Origin of the sequence: Pseudorhodoferax sp. Leaf267 (assembly GCF_001422405.1) — a bacterium.
Lineage (GTDB): Bacteria > Pseudomonadota > Gammaproteobacteria > Burkholderiales > Burkholderiaceae_C > Pseudorhodoferax.
Genome location: NZ_LMMV01000012.1, coordinates 402,183 through 416,966 on the forward strand (window position 1 = coordinate 402,183; position 14,784 = coordinate 416,966).

14 protein-coding genes are annotated in these 14,784 nt (G+C 65.4%); 10 read left to right on the forward strand and 4 right to left on the reverse strand.

Annotated features, from left to right (window positions below; all coding sequences use genetic code 11):
• Window positions 1–64: 64 nt before the first annotated feature.
• Window positions 65–1,636 (forward strand): DEAD/DEAH box helicase, encoded by a 1,572-nt coding sequence (locus tag ASF43_RS13710; RefSeq protein WP_056181844.1) that lies wholly within the window; start codon window positions 65–67, stop codon window positions 1,634–1,636.
• 3 nt (window positions 1,637–1,639) lie between these two features.
• On the opposite strand, the gene ASF43_RS13715 is transcribed toward ASF43_RS13710, so the two are convergent.
• Window positions 1,640–2,482 (reverse strand): symmetrical bis(5'-nucleosyl)-tetraphosphatase, encoded by an 843-nt coding sequence (locus ASF43_RS13715; RefSeq protein ID WP_056181846.1) that lies wholly within the window; start codon window positions 2,480–2,482, stop codon window positions 1,640–1,642.
• Between the two features lie 97 nt (window positions 2,483–2,579).
• Here ASF43_RS13715 and ASF43_RS13720 point away from each other — a divergent pair, with 97 nt between their 5' ends.
• A complete protein-coding gene (locus ASF43_RS13720) occupies window positions 2,580–3,884 on the forward strand; it encodes a hemolysin family protein (protein ID WP_056181849.1) in 1,305 nt (434 codons plus the stop codon).
• Here ASF43_RS13720 and ASF43_RS13725 read toward each other — a convergent pair.
• Window positions 3,881–4,897 carry an aldo/keto reductase gene (locus tag ASF43_RS13725; RefSeq protein WP_056181853.1) on the reverse strand — a complete coding sequence of 339 codons (1,017 nt, stop codon included), beginning with the start codon at window positions 4,895–4,897 and terminating at the stop codon, window positions 3,881–3,883. The genes ASF43_RS13720 and ASF43_RS13725 overlap by 4 nt on opposite strands.
• Window positions 4,898–4,905: 8 nt before the next feature.
• A complete protein-coding gene (gene purM / locus ASF43_RS13730; protein ID WP_056181856.1) occupies window positions 4,906–5,952 on the reverse strand; it encodes a phosphoribosylformylglycinamidine cyclo-ligase in 1,047 nt (348 codons plus the stop codon).
• Between the two features lie 96 nt (window positions 5,953–6,048).
• On the opposite strand from purM, the gene hda reads away from it, so the two are divergent.
• From hda to folK, 4 genes are read left to right on the forward strand one after another with little or no spacing between them, the layout of a single operon-like run.
• A complete protein-coding gene (gene hda / locus ASF43_RS13735) occupies window positions 6,049–6,723 on the forward strand; it encodes a DnaA regulatory inactivator Hda (protein WP_056181858.1) in 675 nt (224 codons plus the stop codon).
• Complete coding sequence (locus ASF43_RS13740; RefSeq protein WP_056181861.1) at window positions 6,720–7,409, forward strand: HAD family phosphatase; 690 nt, start codon at window positions 6,720–6,722, stop codon at window positions 7,407–7,409. Before hda ends, ASF43_RS13740 begins: the two co-directional genes overlap by 4 nt.
• A complete protein-coding gene (gene pcnB / locus ASF43_RS13745) occupies window positions 7,406–9,001 on the forward strand; it encodes a polynucleotide adenylyltransferase PcnB (protein ID WP_056181862.1) in 1,596 nt (531 codons plus the stop codon). Before ASF43_RS13740 ends, pcnB begins: the two co-directional genes overlap by 4 nt.
• Window positions 8,988–9,470 carry a 2-amino-4-hydroxy-6-hydroxymethyldihydropteridine diphosphokinase gene (folK, locus tag ASF43_RS13750; protein WP_056183395.1) on the forward strand — a complete coding sequence of 161 codons (483 nt, stop codon included), beginning with the start codon at window positions 8,988–8,990 and terminating at the stop codon, window positions 9,468–9,470. Before pcnB ends, folK begins: the two co-directional genes overlap by 14 nt.
• 89 nt (window positions 9,471–9,559) lie before the next feature.
• On the opposite strand, the gene ASF43_RS13755 is transcribed toward folK, so the two are convergent.
• Window positions 9,560–9,874, reverse strand: coding sequence for a hypothetical protein (locus ASF43_RS13755; RefSeq protein WP_156373305.1), 315 nt, complete (start codon window positions 9,872–9,874; stop codon window positions 9,560–9,562).
• Window positions 9,875–10,038: 164 nt separating this feature from the next.
• On the opposite strand from ASF43_RS13755, the gene epsF reads away from it, so the two are divergent.
• The 4 genes from epsF to ASF43_RS13775 all read left to right on the forward strand — a co-directional run bounded on the left by epsF (window position 10,039) and on the right by ASF43_RS13775 (window position 14,751).
• Window positions 10,039–11,463, forward strand: coding sequence for a chain length determinant protein EpsF (gene epsF / locus ASF43_RS13760; protein WP_056183397.1), 1,425 nt, complete (start codon window positions 10,039–10,041; stop codon window positions 11,461–11,463).
• Window positions 11,464–11,557: 94 nt separating this feature from the next.
• Window positions 11,558–12,436, forward strand: a complete 879-nt coding sequence (locus tag ASF43_RS13765) for a polysaccharide biosynthesis tyrosine autokinase (protein WP_082497836.1) — start codon at window positions 11,558–11,560, stop codon at window positions 12,434–12,436.
• Entirely contained in the window at window positions 12,426–13,475 is a 1,050-nt protein-coding gene (locus ASF43_RS29840; RefSeq protein ID WP_082497837.1) for a glycosyltransferase family 2 protein, read from the forward strand. Before ASF43_RS13765 ends, ASF43_RS29840 begins: the two co-directional genes overlap by 11 nt.
• 181 nt (window positions 13,476–13,656) lie before the next feature.
• Window positions 13,657–14,751, forward strand: a complete 1,095-nt coding sequence (locus ASF43_RS13775) for an acyltransferase (protein ID WP_082497838.1) — start codon at window positions 13,657–13,659, stop codon at window positions 14,749–14,751.
• The last annotated feature ends 33 nt before the right edge of the window (window positions 14,752–14,784 follow it).

Sequence of the window (14,784 nt, forward strand, 5' to 3'; positions counted from 1 at the left end):
GGTCCGGCCTCATCCTCTCGTGCCGGCCTGCTATCGGCTTGGTAGCACCTGAATTCTGGTATTGATGACCGACTCCGCACCCGACACCTCCGCTGAATCCGCATTGGATTCGTTTTCCCAGCTGCAACTTGCCGAACCTCTTGCGCGCGCCGTCGCCGAGATGGGTTATCAGTCCATGACGCCGATCCAGGCGCAGGCCATTCCGGTGGTGCTGACGGGGCGCGACGTGATGGGCGCGGCGCAGACTGGCACCGGCAAGACGGCCGCCTTCTCGTTGCCGCTGCTGCAGCGCATGCTCAAGCACGAGAACAGCTCGACCTCGCCGGCCCGCCACCCCGTGCGCGCCCTGGTGCTGCTGCCCACGCGCGAGCTGGCCGACCAGGTGGCGCAGCAGATCAAGCTGTACGCCAAGTACACGCAGCTGCGCAGCACGGTGGTGTTCGGCGGCATCGACATGAAGCCGCAGACGGCTGAGCTCAAGAAGGGCGTCGAGGTGCTGGTGGCCACGCCGGGCCGTTTGCTCGACCACATCGAGGCCAAGAACGCCGTGTTGAACCAGGTCGAGTACGTGGTGCTCGACGAGGCCGACCGCATGTTGGACATCGGCTTCCTGCCGGACCTGCAGCGCATCCTGTCCTACCTGCCCAAGCAGCGTACGACGCTGCTGTTCTCGGCCACGTTCTCGCCCGAGATCAAGCGCCTGGCCAACAGCTACCTGCAGGACCCGACGACCATCGAAGTTGCGCGCTCGAACGCCACGGCATCGACCGTCGAGCAGCATTTCTACAGCGTCAACGACGACAACAAGCGCCGCGCGCTGCGCGAGATCCTGAAGAAACGCGAACTGCGCCAGGCCTTCGTGTTCGTGAACAGCAAGCTGGGCTGCGCCCGCCTGGCACGCTCGCTGGAGCGCGAGGGCTTGCGCACGGTGGCCTTGCACGGTGACCGCAGCCAGGACGAGCGGTTGAAGGCGTTGGAGGCGTTCAAGAAAGGTGAAGTCGACCTGCTGGTCTGTACCGACGTGGCGGCACGCGGCCTGGACATCAAGGATGTGCCGGCAGTGTTCAATTTCGACATCCCGTTCAATGCCGAAGACTACGTGCACCGTATCGGCCGCACCGGCCGTGCCGGCGCTTCTGGCCTGGCGGTCAGCTTCGCGGGCGGCGGCAACGACGCGCGCCTGGTGGCCGAGATCGAGAAATTGATCAAGACCAAGATCGAGATCGAGGCCTTCGAGTTCGAAGAAGACATGCCACGCATCCGCGAGCAGGGCCGCTTCAACGATGGCCGCCGTGCCTGGGGCGGCGACGACCCGCGCGACGTGATGGACGGCCAGCCGCGCCCACGCCGCGAGCCGCAGGAGCGCGTGGAACGCGCCGAGCGGCCGGAGCGGCCCGCCCGCCCGCAACGCTCGGCGACGCGCGATCCTTTCTTCGACCAGCCCTACGAGGCGCCGCAGAAGGCCCAGGACGCGACACCGAGCTGGGAGGCCAATGCGCGCCAGCCGGCCCGCGGCATCTCGGCCAACATCAAGCCCAAGCGCAAGGTGGCGGCGCTGTTCAAGTCGCTGCCGCAGCCGCGGCCCGCGCCTCAGCAGCCACAGTCCCAACCCGAAACCGAGTCGACCTCGGGCTGATCCTCAGCCGGGCTGCTGCGCCTGCGGGCAGTCGACCTGTACCAGCGCCTGCTGGGCCGCATCGGCTGCCACGCGCAACGCGCTCAACGGGCCGCCCCACACGCAGCCCGTGTCCATGCAGATCACGTCGCGCCGGTCCAGCCAGCCCAGGGTGGACCAATGCCCGAAGGCCACCGTGTCTTGCGCCGTGCGGCGCCCCGGCACATCGAACCACGGCATGAAGCCCTCCGGCGCCGTCGCCGCGCTGTCCTTGCTGTCGAACTCCATGCGACCGTCCACGCTGCAAAAGCGCAAGCGCGTCAGCGCGTTGACGATCACGCGCAGGCGCGCATTGCCCTGCAGGCCGTCGTGCCAGTGGTCGGGCGCATTGCCGTACATCTCGCGCAGAAAGCCCTCGATGTCGTTGCCACGCAGCACGGTCTCCAGCTCGCGCGCCAGGGCCACGGCCTGTGCCGCGGTCCATTGCGGCAGCACGCCGGCGTGCACCATCAGCAGCGGGCGGCCGGCCACGTCTTCGTGCAGGGCCAGGTGTTGCCGCCGCAGCCAGTCCAGCAGCGCGGCACGGTCCGGCGCGGCGAGCACCTCCTCCAATGTGTCGCGCTTGTGCGGGCGGCGGATGCCGTAGGCGCAGGCCAGCAAGTGCATGTCGTGGTTGCCCAGCAGGCAGCGTGCGCTGCTGCCCAGGGCCATCAGACGGCGCAGCACGGCGGCGGAGGCGGGCCCGCGGTTGACGAGGTCGCCCAGCACGTAGACCGTGTCGCGGCTGGCCGAGAAGCCGATGGTGTCCAGCAGCTTGCCCAGCGGCGCGTCGCAACCCTGTACATCACCGATCAGATACGCCGCCATGCCCGCTCCCTTTGCTTTCGTGTGGCCCGGACTCTACAGGGCGTGCTGTGCTGTAATTTGCGCTTCCCCACAAGGCCCTTCGTGCTGACCTGATCCCATGGATTTTTTCCTGATCGCGCTGTTGACCGTGCTCAACGGCGTGTTCGCGATGTCCGAAATGGCACTCGCCTCCAGCCGCAAGGCCCGGCTGACGGCCATGGCCGAGACCGGCGACAAGGGCGCGATCGCCGCGCTGGCGCTACTGGAGCAACCCACGCAGTTCCTTTCCTCGGTGCAGGTGGGCATCACCTCCATCGGCATGCTGAACGGCATCATCGGCGAGGCCGCGTTCAGCGATGGCCTGGCCCATTGGCTGGGCGGCCTGGGTCTGGGCGAGCGGGTGGCCGAGGTCTCGGCCACGGCCGTGGTCGTGGCCGTGATCACCTTCGTCACCATCGTGTTCGGCGAACTGGTGCCCAAGCGCATCGCGCAGCTCTACCCCGAGAAGGTCGCCAACCTCATCTCACGGCCCATGACGTGGGTGGCCAAGATCGCCAAGCCCTTCGTGCGGCTGTTGTCGCTGAGTACCCAGGGCGTGCTGATGCTGCTGCGCGTGAACACCAACAATGCGCGCGCCGTGACCGAAGAGGAGATCACGGCCAGCCTGGAGGAGGGCGTGGACGCAGGTGTGATCGAAGAGCACGAGCACCAGATGGTGCAGAACGTGTTCCGCCTGGACGAGCGGCCGTTGACCTCGCTCATGGTGCCGCGCGCCGACGTGCACTGGCTCGACGCGAGTTTCACGGTCGAGCAGGCGCTGCGCGAAGCAGCCGGCAACGAGGACACCGGCGCCCATTCCTGGTACCCCGTGTGCCGCGGCTCGCTCGACGACGTGACCGGCGTGGTCAGCGTGGCGCGGCTGCTGAGTTCGTCGGCCAGCGCCACCGAGCGCATCGACACCTATGCGCTGCCGGCCACCTTCGTGCCCGAGACCTTGTCGGGCATGGAGCTGCTGGAGCAGTTCCGCGCGCGTTCGGGCCGCCTGGTGTTCGTTGTCGACGAGTACGGCGTGGTGCAGGGCCTTATGACGCCGCGCGACCTGCTGGAGGCCATCACGGGTGAACTGCAGCCCGGCGTGTCCGCCGATGCCTGGGCCACGCCGCGCGGCGACGGCTCCTGGCTGCTCGACGGGCTGATGCCGGTGAACGAGCTCAAGAACCGGCTCGACATCGACGAGCTCCCGGAGGAAGAACGCGGCCGCTACAACACCGTGGCCGGGCTGCTGATGTCGGTCTCCGGCCGGCTGCCTGCCATCGGTGAGCGCATCGAATGCGCGGGCTGGGTCTTCGAGGTGGTCGACCTGGACGGCAAGCGCATCGACAAGGTGCTGGCCGTGCCTGTGCTCGACGACACGTTGACTTAGCGCGTCTCCACACCCGCCCAGCCGGCGTCCGGGTAGCGCGCCCCCGCCACCTGGCCGGCGCGGAACACATGGTCCAGCTCGGCCAACACGGCGTCGGGTAGCACCAGATGGCAGGCTGCGAGGTTTTGCCGCAGATGGCCCGCGCGGCGCGTGCCCGGGATGGGCAGCACGTGGGGTTGGCGCTGCAGCAGCCAGGCCAGTGCCACGGCTGCCGTGGGCTGGTCGAGCCGGCCGGCAATGGCCGCCACGCTCTGCTGCAGCCGCTGGTTGGCGGCGCCGGCGTCGCCCTGCAGGCGTGGCAGCGCGCGGCGGAAATCGTCGGCCGCCAGGTCCTGCGCGGCCGGCGGCTGGTCGGTCAGGAACGAGCGCCCCAGCGGGCTGTAGGCGACGAAGGCGACGCCCAGCGACAGCGCCGCCGGCAGCACCTCGGCTTCCGCGCCGCGTTCCCACAGCGAGTATTCGCTTTGCACGGCGGCAATCGGGTGCACGGCATGGGCCGCGCGCAGGCTGTCGGCGCTGACCTCGGACAAACCGATGGCGGCGATCTTCCCTTCGCGCACCAGATCGGCCAGCGCACCCACCATCTCCGCCAGCGGCACCTGCGCGTCGCGCCGGTGGCAGTAGTACAGCCCGATGCGCTCCACGCCCAGGCGTCGCAGCGAGGCCTCGCAGGCCTGGCGGATGTAGGCCGGTGAGTTGTCGATGCGGCGCTGATACTGGCCGCGCTGGCGCACGATGCCGAACTTGGTCGCCACCACCAGCGTGTCGCGCTGCGACGGCGCCAGGCTGCGCAGGAAGCGGCCCAGCAGCTCCTCGTTGTGGCCGAAGCCATAGGTGTCGGCGCTGTCGAAGTGCTGCACGCCCAGGTCGCATGCGGCGTTCAGCGTGGTCAGCGACTCGGCATCGTCCGAGGGCCCGTAGAACTCGCTCATGCCCATGCAGCCCAGGCCCAGCGGGTGCACGCTGTGGCCGGCAAGCAGGCGCGGCCCGGGTGTGGTGGTGTGGTCTGCCATGCGGGCCGTCAGCCGACGCGCACCTGGGCGCCATCGCCCTGGGGCGCGATGCGGCCGATGTCATAGACCGTCTCGCCCGCGGCGCGCAGCGTGGCAGCCGTGGCCTCGGCCTGGTCGGCGGCCACCACGATCACCATGCCGATGCCGTTGTTGAAGGTGCGGTTCATCTCGATGTCGTCGATGCCAGCCGTCTTCTGCAGCCAGGCGAACAGCTCGCTGCGCGGCCAGCTGCCCTGGACCAGCTCGGCGGCCAGGCCGTCGGGCAGCACGCGCGGGATGTTCTCCAGCAGGCCGCCGCCCGTGATGTGGGCCAGCGCCTTGATCGGATGGGCAGCCAGCGCAGCCAGTACGGGCTTGACGTACAGCCGCGTCGGCTCCATGACCGCGGCGCGGAACGGCTTGCCGTCCAGGGTGCCGGGCAAGTCAAGGCTGGCGCGCTCGATGCACTTGCGCACCAGGCTGAAGCCGTTGGAATGCACGCCGCTGGAGGCCAGGCCCAGCACCACGTCACCCGGTGCCACGTCCTGGCCAGTCAGGATCTTGGACTTTTCGACCACGCCGACCGCGAAACCGGCCAGGTCGTATTCGCCGGCCGGGTACATGCCGGGCATCTCGGCGGTCTCGCCGCCGATCAGGGCGCAGCCCGACAGCTCGCACCCGCGTGCGATGCCGCCGACCACGGCCGCTGCCGTGTCCACGTCCAGCTTGCCGCAGGCGAAGTAGTCCAGGAAGAACAACGGCTCGGCGCCTTGCACCAGCACGTCGTTAACGCTCATGGCCACAAGGTCGATGCCCACGGTGTCGTGCATGGCCCATTCGAAGGCCAGCTTGAGCTTGGTGCCCACGCCGTCGGTGCCGCTGACCAACACCGGTTCCTTGTAGCGCTTGGGTACTTCGAACAACGCGCCAAAGCCGCCGATGCCGGCCAGCACGCCTTCGCGCATCGTCTTTTTCGCCAACGGCTTGATGCGTTCGACCAGGGCATCGCCCGCATCGATGTCGACGCCAGCGTCCTTGTACGACAGCGGGGCGGGGGAGTTCTGGGTGTTGCTCATGGGGGAGGTGGTGCCAGCGACGGCACAGGGGGTACGCCTGGGAGACTAAAATCCGCGCGAATTTTACGTGGGGCTCCCCCACGCACCCGCTTCCCCATGCAACAGTTGGCCCTCGACATCGGTCTGGCTTCAGGCCCCACGCTGGCGAACTTCTTCGCCGGGCCGAATGACGCCGCGCTCCAGCACCTGCAGTTGTGGGCCGGCAGCCCTACGCGCTCGCCGGTTCCGACCTATCTGTGGGGCCCCGAGGCCAGCGGCAAGACGCACCTGCTCGAGGCGGTGCGCGCTGCACTGCGCGCCCAGGGCGCCCAGGTGGGCTGGCTGGCACCTGACGTGCACGAGCCGCCGGAGTTCGACGAGTCCTGGGCTGCGGTGTTGATGGACGACGTCCAGCGCTACTCGGCCGTGCAGCAGCATGCCGCCTTCAACTGGTTCGTGAATGCCCAGGGCTCGCAACGCTGGGTGCTGGCTGCCGGCACGCTGCCGCCGGCCGATCTGGCACTGCGCGACGATCTGCGCTCGCGCCTGGGCTGGGGTCACGTGTACCAACTGCACCTGCTGTCGGAGCCCGAACGCCGCGCCGTGCTGCGCCAGCAGGCCGACGCGCGCGGTGTGTTCCTTTCCGACGAGGTGATGGACTTCATGCTGCGGCGGTTCAGCCGCGACCTCGCCAGCCTCGTCCAGCTGCTGGACAAGCTGGACGGCTACGCGCTGCAGACTCAGCGCGCCATCACCATTCCCTTGATCAAGTCCATGCTGGAGCACATTTGAACCTGGCCCTTTTCGATCTGGACCACACCCTGCTGCAGATCGATTCCGACTACGCCTGGGGCGTGCACACCACCCGCATCGGCTGGACCGACCCCGAGGCCTTTGCCCGGCGCAACGACGAGTTCTACGCCCACTACAAGGCCGGTACGCTCGACATCCACGACTATGTACGCTTCGCGACCGACGCCGTGCGCGAACGCGGCCCGCGGGCCGCGGCCCTGGCGCATGCTGATTTCATGCGCGACATGGTCCTGCCGGCCATCGTGCCGGCCGCGCGCGCACTGGTGGAGCAGCACCGCGCCCGGGGCGACACGCTACTGATGGTCACGGCTACCAACGAGTTCGTGACGCGGCCGATCGCCGAGGCCTTTGGCATCGACACGCTGATCGCCGTGGACCTGGAACGCGCGCCGTTGCCCGATGGCAGCGGCGAGTGGATCACCGGCGCCATCCGCGGCGTGCCGTCCGCGCGTGAAGGCAAGGTCACACGCGTCCAGGCCTGGCTGGCCGAGCGCGGGCTGGGCTGGGGCCAGGTCCACTGCACCTTCTATTCGGACTCCTTCAACGACCTGCCCTTGCTGGAAAAGGTCGATGTGCCCGTCGCCACCAATCCGGACGACCGCCTGCGTGCCATCGCTGCCGAGCGCGGCTGGCGCATACTGGACCTGTTCACAAAAATCACATGATCAAAAAATTCATCGACAGGCTGCTCGGCAAGAGCACACCCGCCAGCAAGGCCCCGCCCAAGTTCGGCAAGCGCGAGGAGATCCCCGCCGAGGTCCATGGCATCGACCCTGCTCTCGTCGACGAGCGCGCGCTGAACGTCGTCAACACCTTGCAGCAGGCCGGCTTCGAGACCTACATCGTGGGGGGCGCCGTGCGCGACTTGCTGGTCGGCCTGCGTCCCAAGGACTTCGACGTGGCCACCAATGCCACGCCCGAGCAGGTCAAGGGTCTGTTCCGGCGTGCGTTCATCATCGGCAGGCGCTTTCGCATCGTGCACGTGGTGTATGGCCGCGGGCGCGAGCACGAGGTCATCGAGGTCTCCACCTTCCGGGCCTATCTGGACAATGCGGCGGCTGAGCAGGTGGCTGGCAACGAGCGCACGAGCAAGAGCGAACTGGCCGGCATGCAGCATGCCGTCGACTCCACGGGCCGCGTGCTGCGCGACAACGTCTGGGGGCCGCAGGAGGAAGACGCGGCGCGCCGCGACTTCAGCATCAACGCGATGTACTACGACCCCAGGCGGCAGATCGTGGTGGACTACCACGGCGGCTTCAAGGACGTGAAGAAGCGCACCATCCGCATGATCGGCGATGCCGCCACGCGCTACCGCGAAGACCCGGTACGCATCATCCGCGCCGTGCGCTTCTCGGCCAAGCTGGCCGCGCTGGGTTTCACGCTCGACCCCAAGACCTCGGCGCCGCTCATCAAGTCGCAGGAACTGCTGGCCGACGTGCCGCAGAGCCGATTGTTCGACGAAATGCTCAAGCTGTTGCAGACCGGCCATTCGATGGCGACCATCGAGCAGCTCAAGGTGCTGAACATGGCCACCGGCATCTACCCGCTGCTCGACGTGGTGGTGCAGCGTGCCGAGCAGCCCTTCGTGCGCGCTGCGCTGCAGGACACCGACCGCCGTGTGGGCGAAGGCAAGCCCGTGGCGCCCAGCTTCCTGCTGGCCTGCGTGCTGTGGGCCGACGTGCGCGACGGCTGGGCCGCGCGCATCGAGAAGCGCCAGCCGTCTTTCCCCGCGCTACAGGACGCCATCGAGGACGTCTTCAGCGCACGCATCGGCGATGTGTCCGGCCGCGGCAAGCTGGCCGGGGACATGCGCGAGACGTGGATGATGCAGCCGCGCTTCGAAAAGCGCACCGGCAGCACGCCCTATGGCCTCATCGACCAGCCGCGCTTTCGCGCCGCATTCGATTTCATGCGCCTGCGCGCCGACATCGGCGAGGTCGACGAGGCCCTGGCCGAGTGGTGGCAGGAATTCAGCCTGGCCAGCGACGAGCGCCGGCAGGACCTGCTGGAGCAGGCGCGCGAGGAGCACCGCACGCCACGCGTCCGCGTGGTCAAGGCCCCGCGGCGTGAAACGGCTGCGCCGCCGGATGCCTCCCTGCCTGCGCCGGCAGAGGCTGGCGAAGAAGCGGCTGCCGCCCCGAAGAAACGCCGTCGCCGCCGCAAGAGCCCGGGCGCGCGTGCGGCCGAGGAGGGCAGTGGTGCGCTGGCACCCGTCGACGGCGATGGTCGCGCGCCACGGGGCGATGCCGCTGGCTGAGACGCAGTGGGTCCAGGCCTACATCGGGCTTGGAGCCAATCTGGGCGACGCTGCTGCGGCGGTGCGTGCCGCCGTGGAGTCGATCGCCAACCTGCCTGGCACGCTGGCTCAATCCAAATCGCCGCTGTACCGCAGCGCGCCGGTCGATGCAGGCGGGCCGGATTACGTCAATGCCGTGATGGGGGTGCGCACGATCTTGTCTGCTTCGGAATTGCTGGCGCAACTGCAGCGGATTGAGCAGGGTGCGGGGCGAGAGCGCCCGTACGTAAATGCCCCGCGCACGCTGGACCTGGATCTGCTGCTATTCGGCGACCAGGCCATCTCTACGCCCACGTTGACCGTTCCGCATCCGCGCATGCGAGAGCGTGCCTTCGTACTCGTGCCGCTCGCGGACATTGCCCCATGGCTTGTCCAGGCGCAGGAGCTGCACGCGGTCGCAAACCAGCGCTTGACACCCATCGGCGCCTGAGTTCCTGAAAGCGTGGTGTGGGACGCGATCTCCGTGCGGAGTGGCGTGTTGCGGCCCGCCTCAGACGAACGGGCCCGTGGAGGCGACGGTCAGTCGCCCTTGCCGTAACGGCGCTTGATGATGACGCCCATGATCAGCAGGCCGGCGACCAGCATGGCGTTGTTGCTGTCTTTGTCCGAAGCGAGCTGCGCCTTGGAGGCGGTGCGATCGCCACTTGGCTTGTAGGCAACCTCGGCCTTGCGACCTTGCGAAGCGCCGCCTTCCATCAACTGGCCGACCTGCTGAAAGCGGGCCGCCACCGAGTTGGAAATGGAAGCCAGCGGGGTCGAGTCTTGCGACGCATGTGATAAGCCAGCGCAGGCCAGCATGACTGCACAAATTGCAACGCAGAGAGATTTCCGCATGAATGGCATCCTTTCTTGGCTTGGTTGTCTAGACATCGGGACTAGGGTTAGTATCTAGTCTATTGTGCAGTGCAACAATAGTCCGATTGGACTAACTGTCCTACGCACGAATCAAACGCCATGGCTGTTCAATGGCCCGAAAATTCGAGCTCCACTGGAGAACTATGAGACTCGCCGAAATATTTGTTTTGTTGCGCGCGCGCTGGAAGCTGGCGGCATTGGTGTGGATGGCGGTTGTGGCAGCTGCAGGTGCCGTGACGATGATGAAAGACCCTCTGTACACAGCGTCGGCCTCAGTTGTGCTGGATGTGAAATCCCCCGATCCCATCGCCGGCATGGTCCTGCCAGGCATGACCAACAACAGCTATATGGGGACCCAGCTGGGCGTTCTTCGCAGTGAACGGGTGGCCCTGCGGGTGGCACGGGCCTTAGGCTGGGACAGGGACGAGGAGCGGCGCCGCGCTTGGCTGGCAGCCACTGGCGGTGTGGGTGATTTCGAATCGTCGCTCGCAGGCGGGCTGTTGCGCAGGATGGACGCTGTGCCAACCCGTGAATCCAATGTGATTACGATCTCCTACACGGATGCCGACCCAGCGCTTGCAGCAGTAATCGCCAATGCCTGGGTCCAGGCCTACATCGACACCACGCTGGAATTGCGTGTCGAGCCTGCGCGCCAGTACGCCGGCTTTTTCGACACCCATGGCAAGCAATTGCGCGAGGAATTAGAGCGCGCCCAGGTGCGCCTGTCGGACTACCAGCGCAAACACGACATCGTCGCGACCGATGAACGAGTCGATGTCGAGAGCACGCGTCTGCAAGAGCTGTCGTCGCAAGTTGTCACATTGCAAGGACTGGCCAACGAAACGGGTGGTCGTCAAAGCCAGGCGTCTGGCAACGCCAGCAGCATGCCGGAAGTGCTGACCAATCCGGTGATTGTCGGTCTGACCTCCGAACTCGCACGCCAGGAAGCGAGGCAGAAAGAGCTCGGCGCACGGCTGGGTGACCGCCACCCGGAAATGATCGAGTTGAACGCTAAAATCGCGGAATTGCGCTCTGGGATCGCCGTCGAAACTCGACGCGTCACAGGTGGCATCGTTGTGAACAATAGTGTCAACCAAGCTCGACTAGCACAGGCCCGTGCAGCCGTCGAGGAGCAGCGCGCCAAGCTCCTGAGCCTGAAAGCTCAGCGTGACGAGGCCGGCGTGTTACTGCGGGATGTTGACAATGCCAAGCGCGCTTACGACACAGTCTTGACTCGCGCAAGCCAGACCAGTGTTGAGAGCCATGCTACGTTGACGAATGTCAGCGTCCTCAAGGAGGCATCTGCGCCGCTGACCCAGTCGGAGCCTCGCGTCGTGCTGAACATGGCCATTGCGGTCCTGGCAGCCACATTGCTCGCCTTGGGTGGGGCAATTGCAGCGGAAATGCGCGATCGTAGGTTGCGTACCGAGCATGACGTTGTGCGCGGTTTGCACCTGCCTTTGCTGGGTGTATTGCCAAAGCAAGCTGTCCGCCCGAATCGCAGCGCCGGTCTGCGCGGGCGGTGGGCTGCCCAGATCGCCAACTCACCTGGCGGCAAGGTCGGATGAGTGCCGACGCAGCGGCCCGTACACGCCCTAGGGAGCGCGGCTGTCGCAATTTCTGTTTCAGCTCGAAGGAGTGGACCAAACACATGCCGAATCCATGACGAACCCAGAAGATGTTTCGAACTCCAGCGGTCAACTCGTAGACCGCTCTATCGGGGACCTGATCAAGGAGTTGCGCCAGCTGGACGCCCGTCAAGTGGAACTGGTTCTGCAACATCAGCGCCAACATGGCGTGCGGTTCGGCGAGGCTGCCATCGCGCTCAAGCTGGCGTCTCGCGACGACGTGCTATGGGCCTTGTCTCAGCAGTTCCACTATCCCTACGCTGTAGAGGGCGGGCTTTCTGGATTGAGCGAGGAACTCGTCGCGGCGACGGACCCCTTCAGCAAAGAGGCGGAGGTTTTTCGCGATGTGCGCAGCCAACTGCTGATGGGGGTCATGGCGCCTGACCAGCCGCGTCGGGCACTTGCCGTGCTGAGTCCTGACGTCGGTGACGGCAAGACGTTTTTTGCAGCCAACCTCGCCGTCACGTTCAGCCAGCTCGGCGAGAGCACTTTGCTCATCGATGCGGACATGCGCACGCCTCGCCAGCATCTGCTGTTCGGTCTGCAGCCGGGCTCTGGTCTAAGCAACATCCTCGCCGGCCGGGCCACCACTGACGTGATCACGCCGGTACCTGCACTGCCTGGCATGCATCTGCTCACAGTTGGAACACTGCCGCCAAATCCATTGGAGTTGATGCAGCGAGCAAACTTCAGTTTCGTGATGCAGGAGCTGTTAACGCGGTTCGACCATGTGCTAGTCGATACGCCCGCCGCCGTCCATGGCGCCGACGGCCGCGTTCTCGCGGCCCGCTGTGGCGCGGCATTGGTGATCGGCCGTCGTGGCCGCACACGCATGGACGCGCTGCAGAATCTTGTCAGCCAGATCGGTCGCTCGCACGCCAAGATTGCCGGGGTGATGCTGAATGAGCACTGATCGCACGCCGTCCATTCTCGTGGTGATCCCGACGCTGAACGAAGACTCGACCATCGAGGGCGTCATTGACAACCTGGCACGAGACTGGCCAGCGCATGGCCGTGTAACGTTTGTCGTTGCTGATGGCGGCAGCACCGACGGCACGGTGCAACGCGTCGAGCGCCTGGCTGCAAGCAAACCGTGGCTGTCGCTGCTGCACAATCCGAAGCGTATCCAAAGTGCAGCTGTCAATCTGGCGGTCCGCGTCTCCGGCGCTGAGGCCGACATCCTCGTGCGCTGTGATGCCCACGCGAACTATCCGGATGGCTACGTGCGCCGGCTTGTGGAAGCCCTTGAGAGGACCGGCGCCGATGCCGTCGTTGTGCCGATGGACTCCGTTGGCATCAACTGTTTGCAGCGGGCCGTTGCCTGGGTGTCGGACACCTTTCTGGGTTCAGGTGGGTCAGCGCATCGCGGTGGGCGCACCAGCGGTGATGTCGACCATGGACACCACGCAGCGTTTCGCATGAGCAGCTTCCGCCGTGCCGGTGGCTACGACGAAAGCTTCGCCCACAACGAGGATGCAGAACTCGATTGTCGGCAGCGAGCCCTCGGCAGCCGCATCTATCTGGACAGTGACTTGCGGCTCGGCTACCACCCTCGCGCCACGATCGCAGGCCTTTGGCGCCAATACTTCAACTACGGCAAAGGCCGTGCGCGTACAGTCCGCAAACACCCGGGCTCCATTAGGCTGCGCCAATTTGCGGTTCCAGCATTCTGGTGCGCCAATATCGTGTCCATCATCGCAAGCCTGTGGCTGCCAGCGCTGTTATTGTTGCCGTTGGTCTATGCCACGGCGCTCCTGGCAATCTCTATGCACATCGCCATTCGCAAGCGCTCAGTATGTGGGTTGCTTGCCGGTGTAGGCGCAGCAACCATGCACGCTTCTTGGGCGGCCGGCTTCCTGTGGAGTTGGGTGGCGCTGCGCGAATCACCGTGGTCACCGACGTCCGCACTGCCTCTCGTGTCCGATCCGCGACAGCCCGAAGGCACTTCGTGATCGTCGTCAAAGTAAGCGCCCGGAGCTGCTACCTAGCACCTGCCGAAGCGCAGTGCTGCAGCGTTGTCGCAGGCATCTGCTCGCTGCTTGGTGGCCACAGGCATGGTCATCTGGACCTACCTAATGTGGCTTCACGCGCCATGCGCTTGCTTGAGCAGGCTGTCCAACCGCCTTCGTATTTATGACACAAGCCCAGGTCGTGAGAGATCACCATGCGGGTATCCATGGCCTGCGTGGTGCGTGTGTGCTGGCCATCTTTTGCTACCACGTTGTGAACTCAGGGCTTGTCCCGGTTCCATCGACGGAGGCGCTTGTGTTCATCCGCTGGCTATGCGACGGATGGCGATACGGCGTTGAAGTTTTCTTCATGATCAGTGGCTATGTGATCGTGCACAGCATGCGTCGCCATCAGAACGTGACACTTTTCCTGCGGGATCGTGTGCTGCGTATTTTTCCGCTGTGGATTCCACTGGCTATCCTGTTGATCGCTGGTGCCTGGTTCATGGGGCAGGTGACCGGCACGACGGTGCGTCGGTTTCCCGATCCATTGCTGTTAGTTCCCAGCTTGCTGATCCTGGCGCCAGTGTTGCATGTGCCTTCCATCCACCCTGCACAGTGGTCCTTGTGCTACGAGCTGTTTTTCTACGGCTTCGCTGCCGTGGCTTGGGCGAACCGCACGCGCATGTTCTGGTGCGTCCTGTTGTCGTTCATTCCAGCGTGCATCTTCGTCATTCTTTTTCCACGCGCCCTGTTTTTCATTCCTGGCGTATTGGTTGCACTCTTTGAATATCGGCTCAGAACGCTTGCCCCGGTATTTCGCTGGGGCTGGCTGGGTTTGCCGATTGCCTGGGTCACATGGCTCATGACAGACATCGAAAATGCCGCTTTGAGCCGGACCTTGGTCGACTTCGCCGCGGCGGGCATGCTGGGGCTGATGGGTGTCGCATTTCTCGGCGCGCTCTGCTTCTTTGTCTGGCTCGTGTTGTTCCGGGCCAATACGAAAAACTCTCTGCTGTCGTCGAAATCCATGCAGTGGTTGGGCACCATCAGCTTCAGTTTCTATCTCGTGCATCCCATCGTCATGGGGGCAGTCAAGAGAATTGCACTCCCCTTCCTTCGCTTTGATCAATGGGTCGGTATCGGCTTCTTTGTCGTTGCATCCTTCGCACTTTCCTGCGTCGTTTCGTATTGGACCTGGCGGCTCCTAGAAGTTGGGTTTCGCCGGTGGTTGGCGTCGTCTTTTCAGGTCCCGGGTGCATTGGCGCTAAAAAAATAAATCAGCTCCCACTGACTCGAGCAGCGTTCTTGC

Excerpts from the sequence above, each read along its gene's own strand:
- ASF43_RS13710 (WP_056181844.1), top strand. The coding sequence starts at position 65 with ATGACCGACTCCGCACCCGACACCTCCGCTGAATCCGCATTGGATTCG.
- ASF43_RS13720 (WP_056181849.1), top strand. The coding sequence starts at position 2,580 with ATGGATTTTTTCCTGATCGCGCTGTTGACCGTGCTCAACGGCGTGTTC.
- purM (WP_056181856.1), bottom strand. The coding sequence starts at position 5,952 with ATGAGCAACACCCAGAACTCCCCCGCCCCGCTGTCGTACAAGGACGCT.
- epsF (WP_056183397.1), top strand. The coding sequence starts at position 10,039 with ATGAGACTCGCCGAAATATTTGTTTTGTTGCGCGCGCGCTGGAAGCTG.
- ASF43_RS13755 (WP_156373305.1), bottom strand. The coding sequence starts at position 9,874 with ATGCGGAAATCTCTCTGCGTTGCAATTTGTGCAGTCATGCTGGCCTGC.
- pcnB (WP_056181862.1), top strand. The coding sequence starts at position 7,406 with ATGATCAAAAAATTCATCGACAGGCTGCTCGGCAAGAGCACACCCGCC.
- ASF43_RS29840 (WP_082497837.1), top strand. The coding sequence starts at position 12,426 with ATGAGCACTGATCGCACGCCGTCCATTCTCGTGGTGATCCCGACGCTG.
- ASF43_RS13715 (WP_056181846.1), bottom strand. The coding sequence starts at position 2,482 with ATGGCGGCGTATCTGATCGGTGATGTACAGGGTTGCGACGCGCCGCTG.
- hda (WP_056181858.1), top strand. The coding sequence starts at position 6,049 with ATGCAACAGTTGGCCCTCGACATCGGTCTGGCTTCAGGCCCCACGCTG.
- ASF43_RS13775 (WP_082497838.1), top strand. The coding sequence starts at position 13,657 with ATGACACAAGCCCAGGTCGTGAGAGATCACCATGCGGGTATCCATGGC.
- folK (WP_056183395.1), top strand. The coding sequence starts at position 8,988 with ATGCCGCTGGCTGAGACGCAGTGGGTCCAGGCCTACATCGGGCTTGGA.
- ASF43_RS13765 (WP_082497836.1), top strand. The coding sequence starts at position 11,558 with ATGACGAACCCAGAAGATGTTTCGAACTCCAGCGGTCAACTCGTAGAC.
- ASF43_RS13725 (WP_056181853.1), bottom strand. The coding sequence starts at position 4,897 with ATGGCAGACCACACCACCACACCCGGGCCGCGCCTGCTTGCCGGCCAC.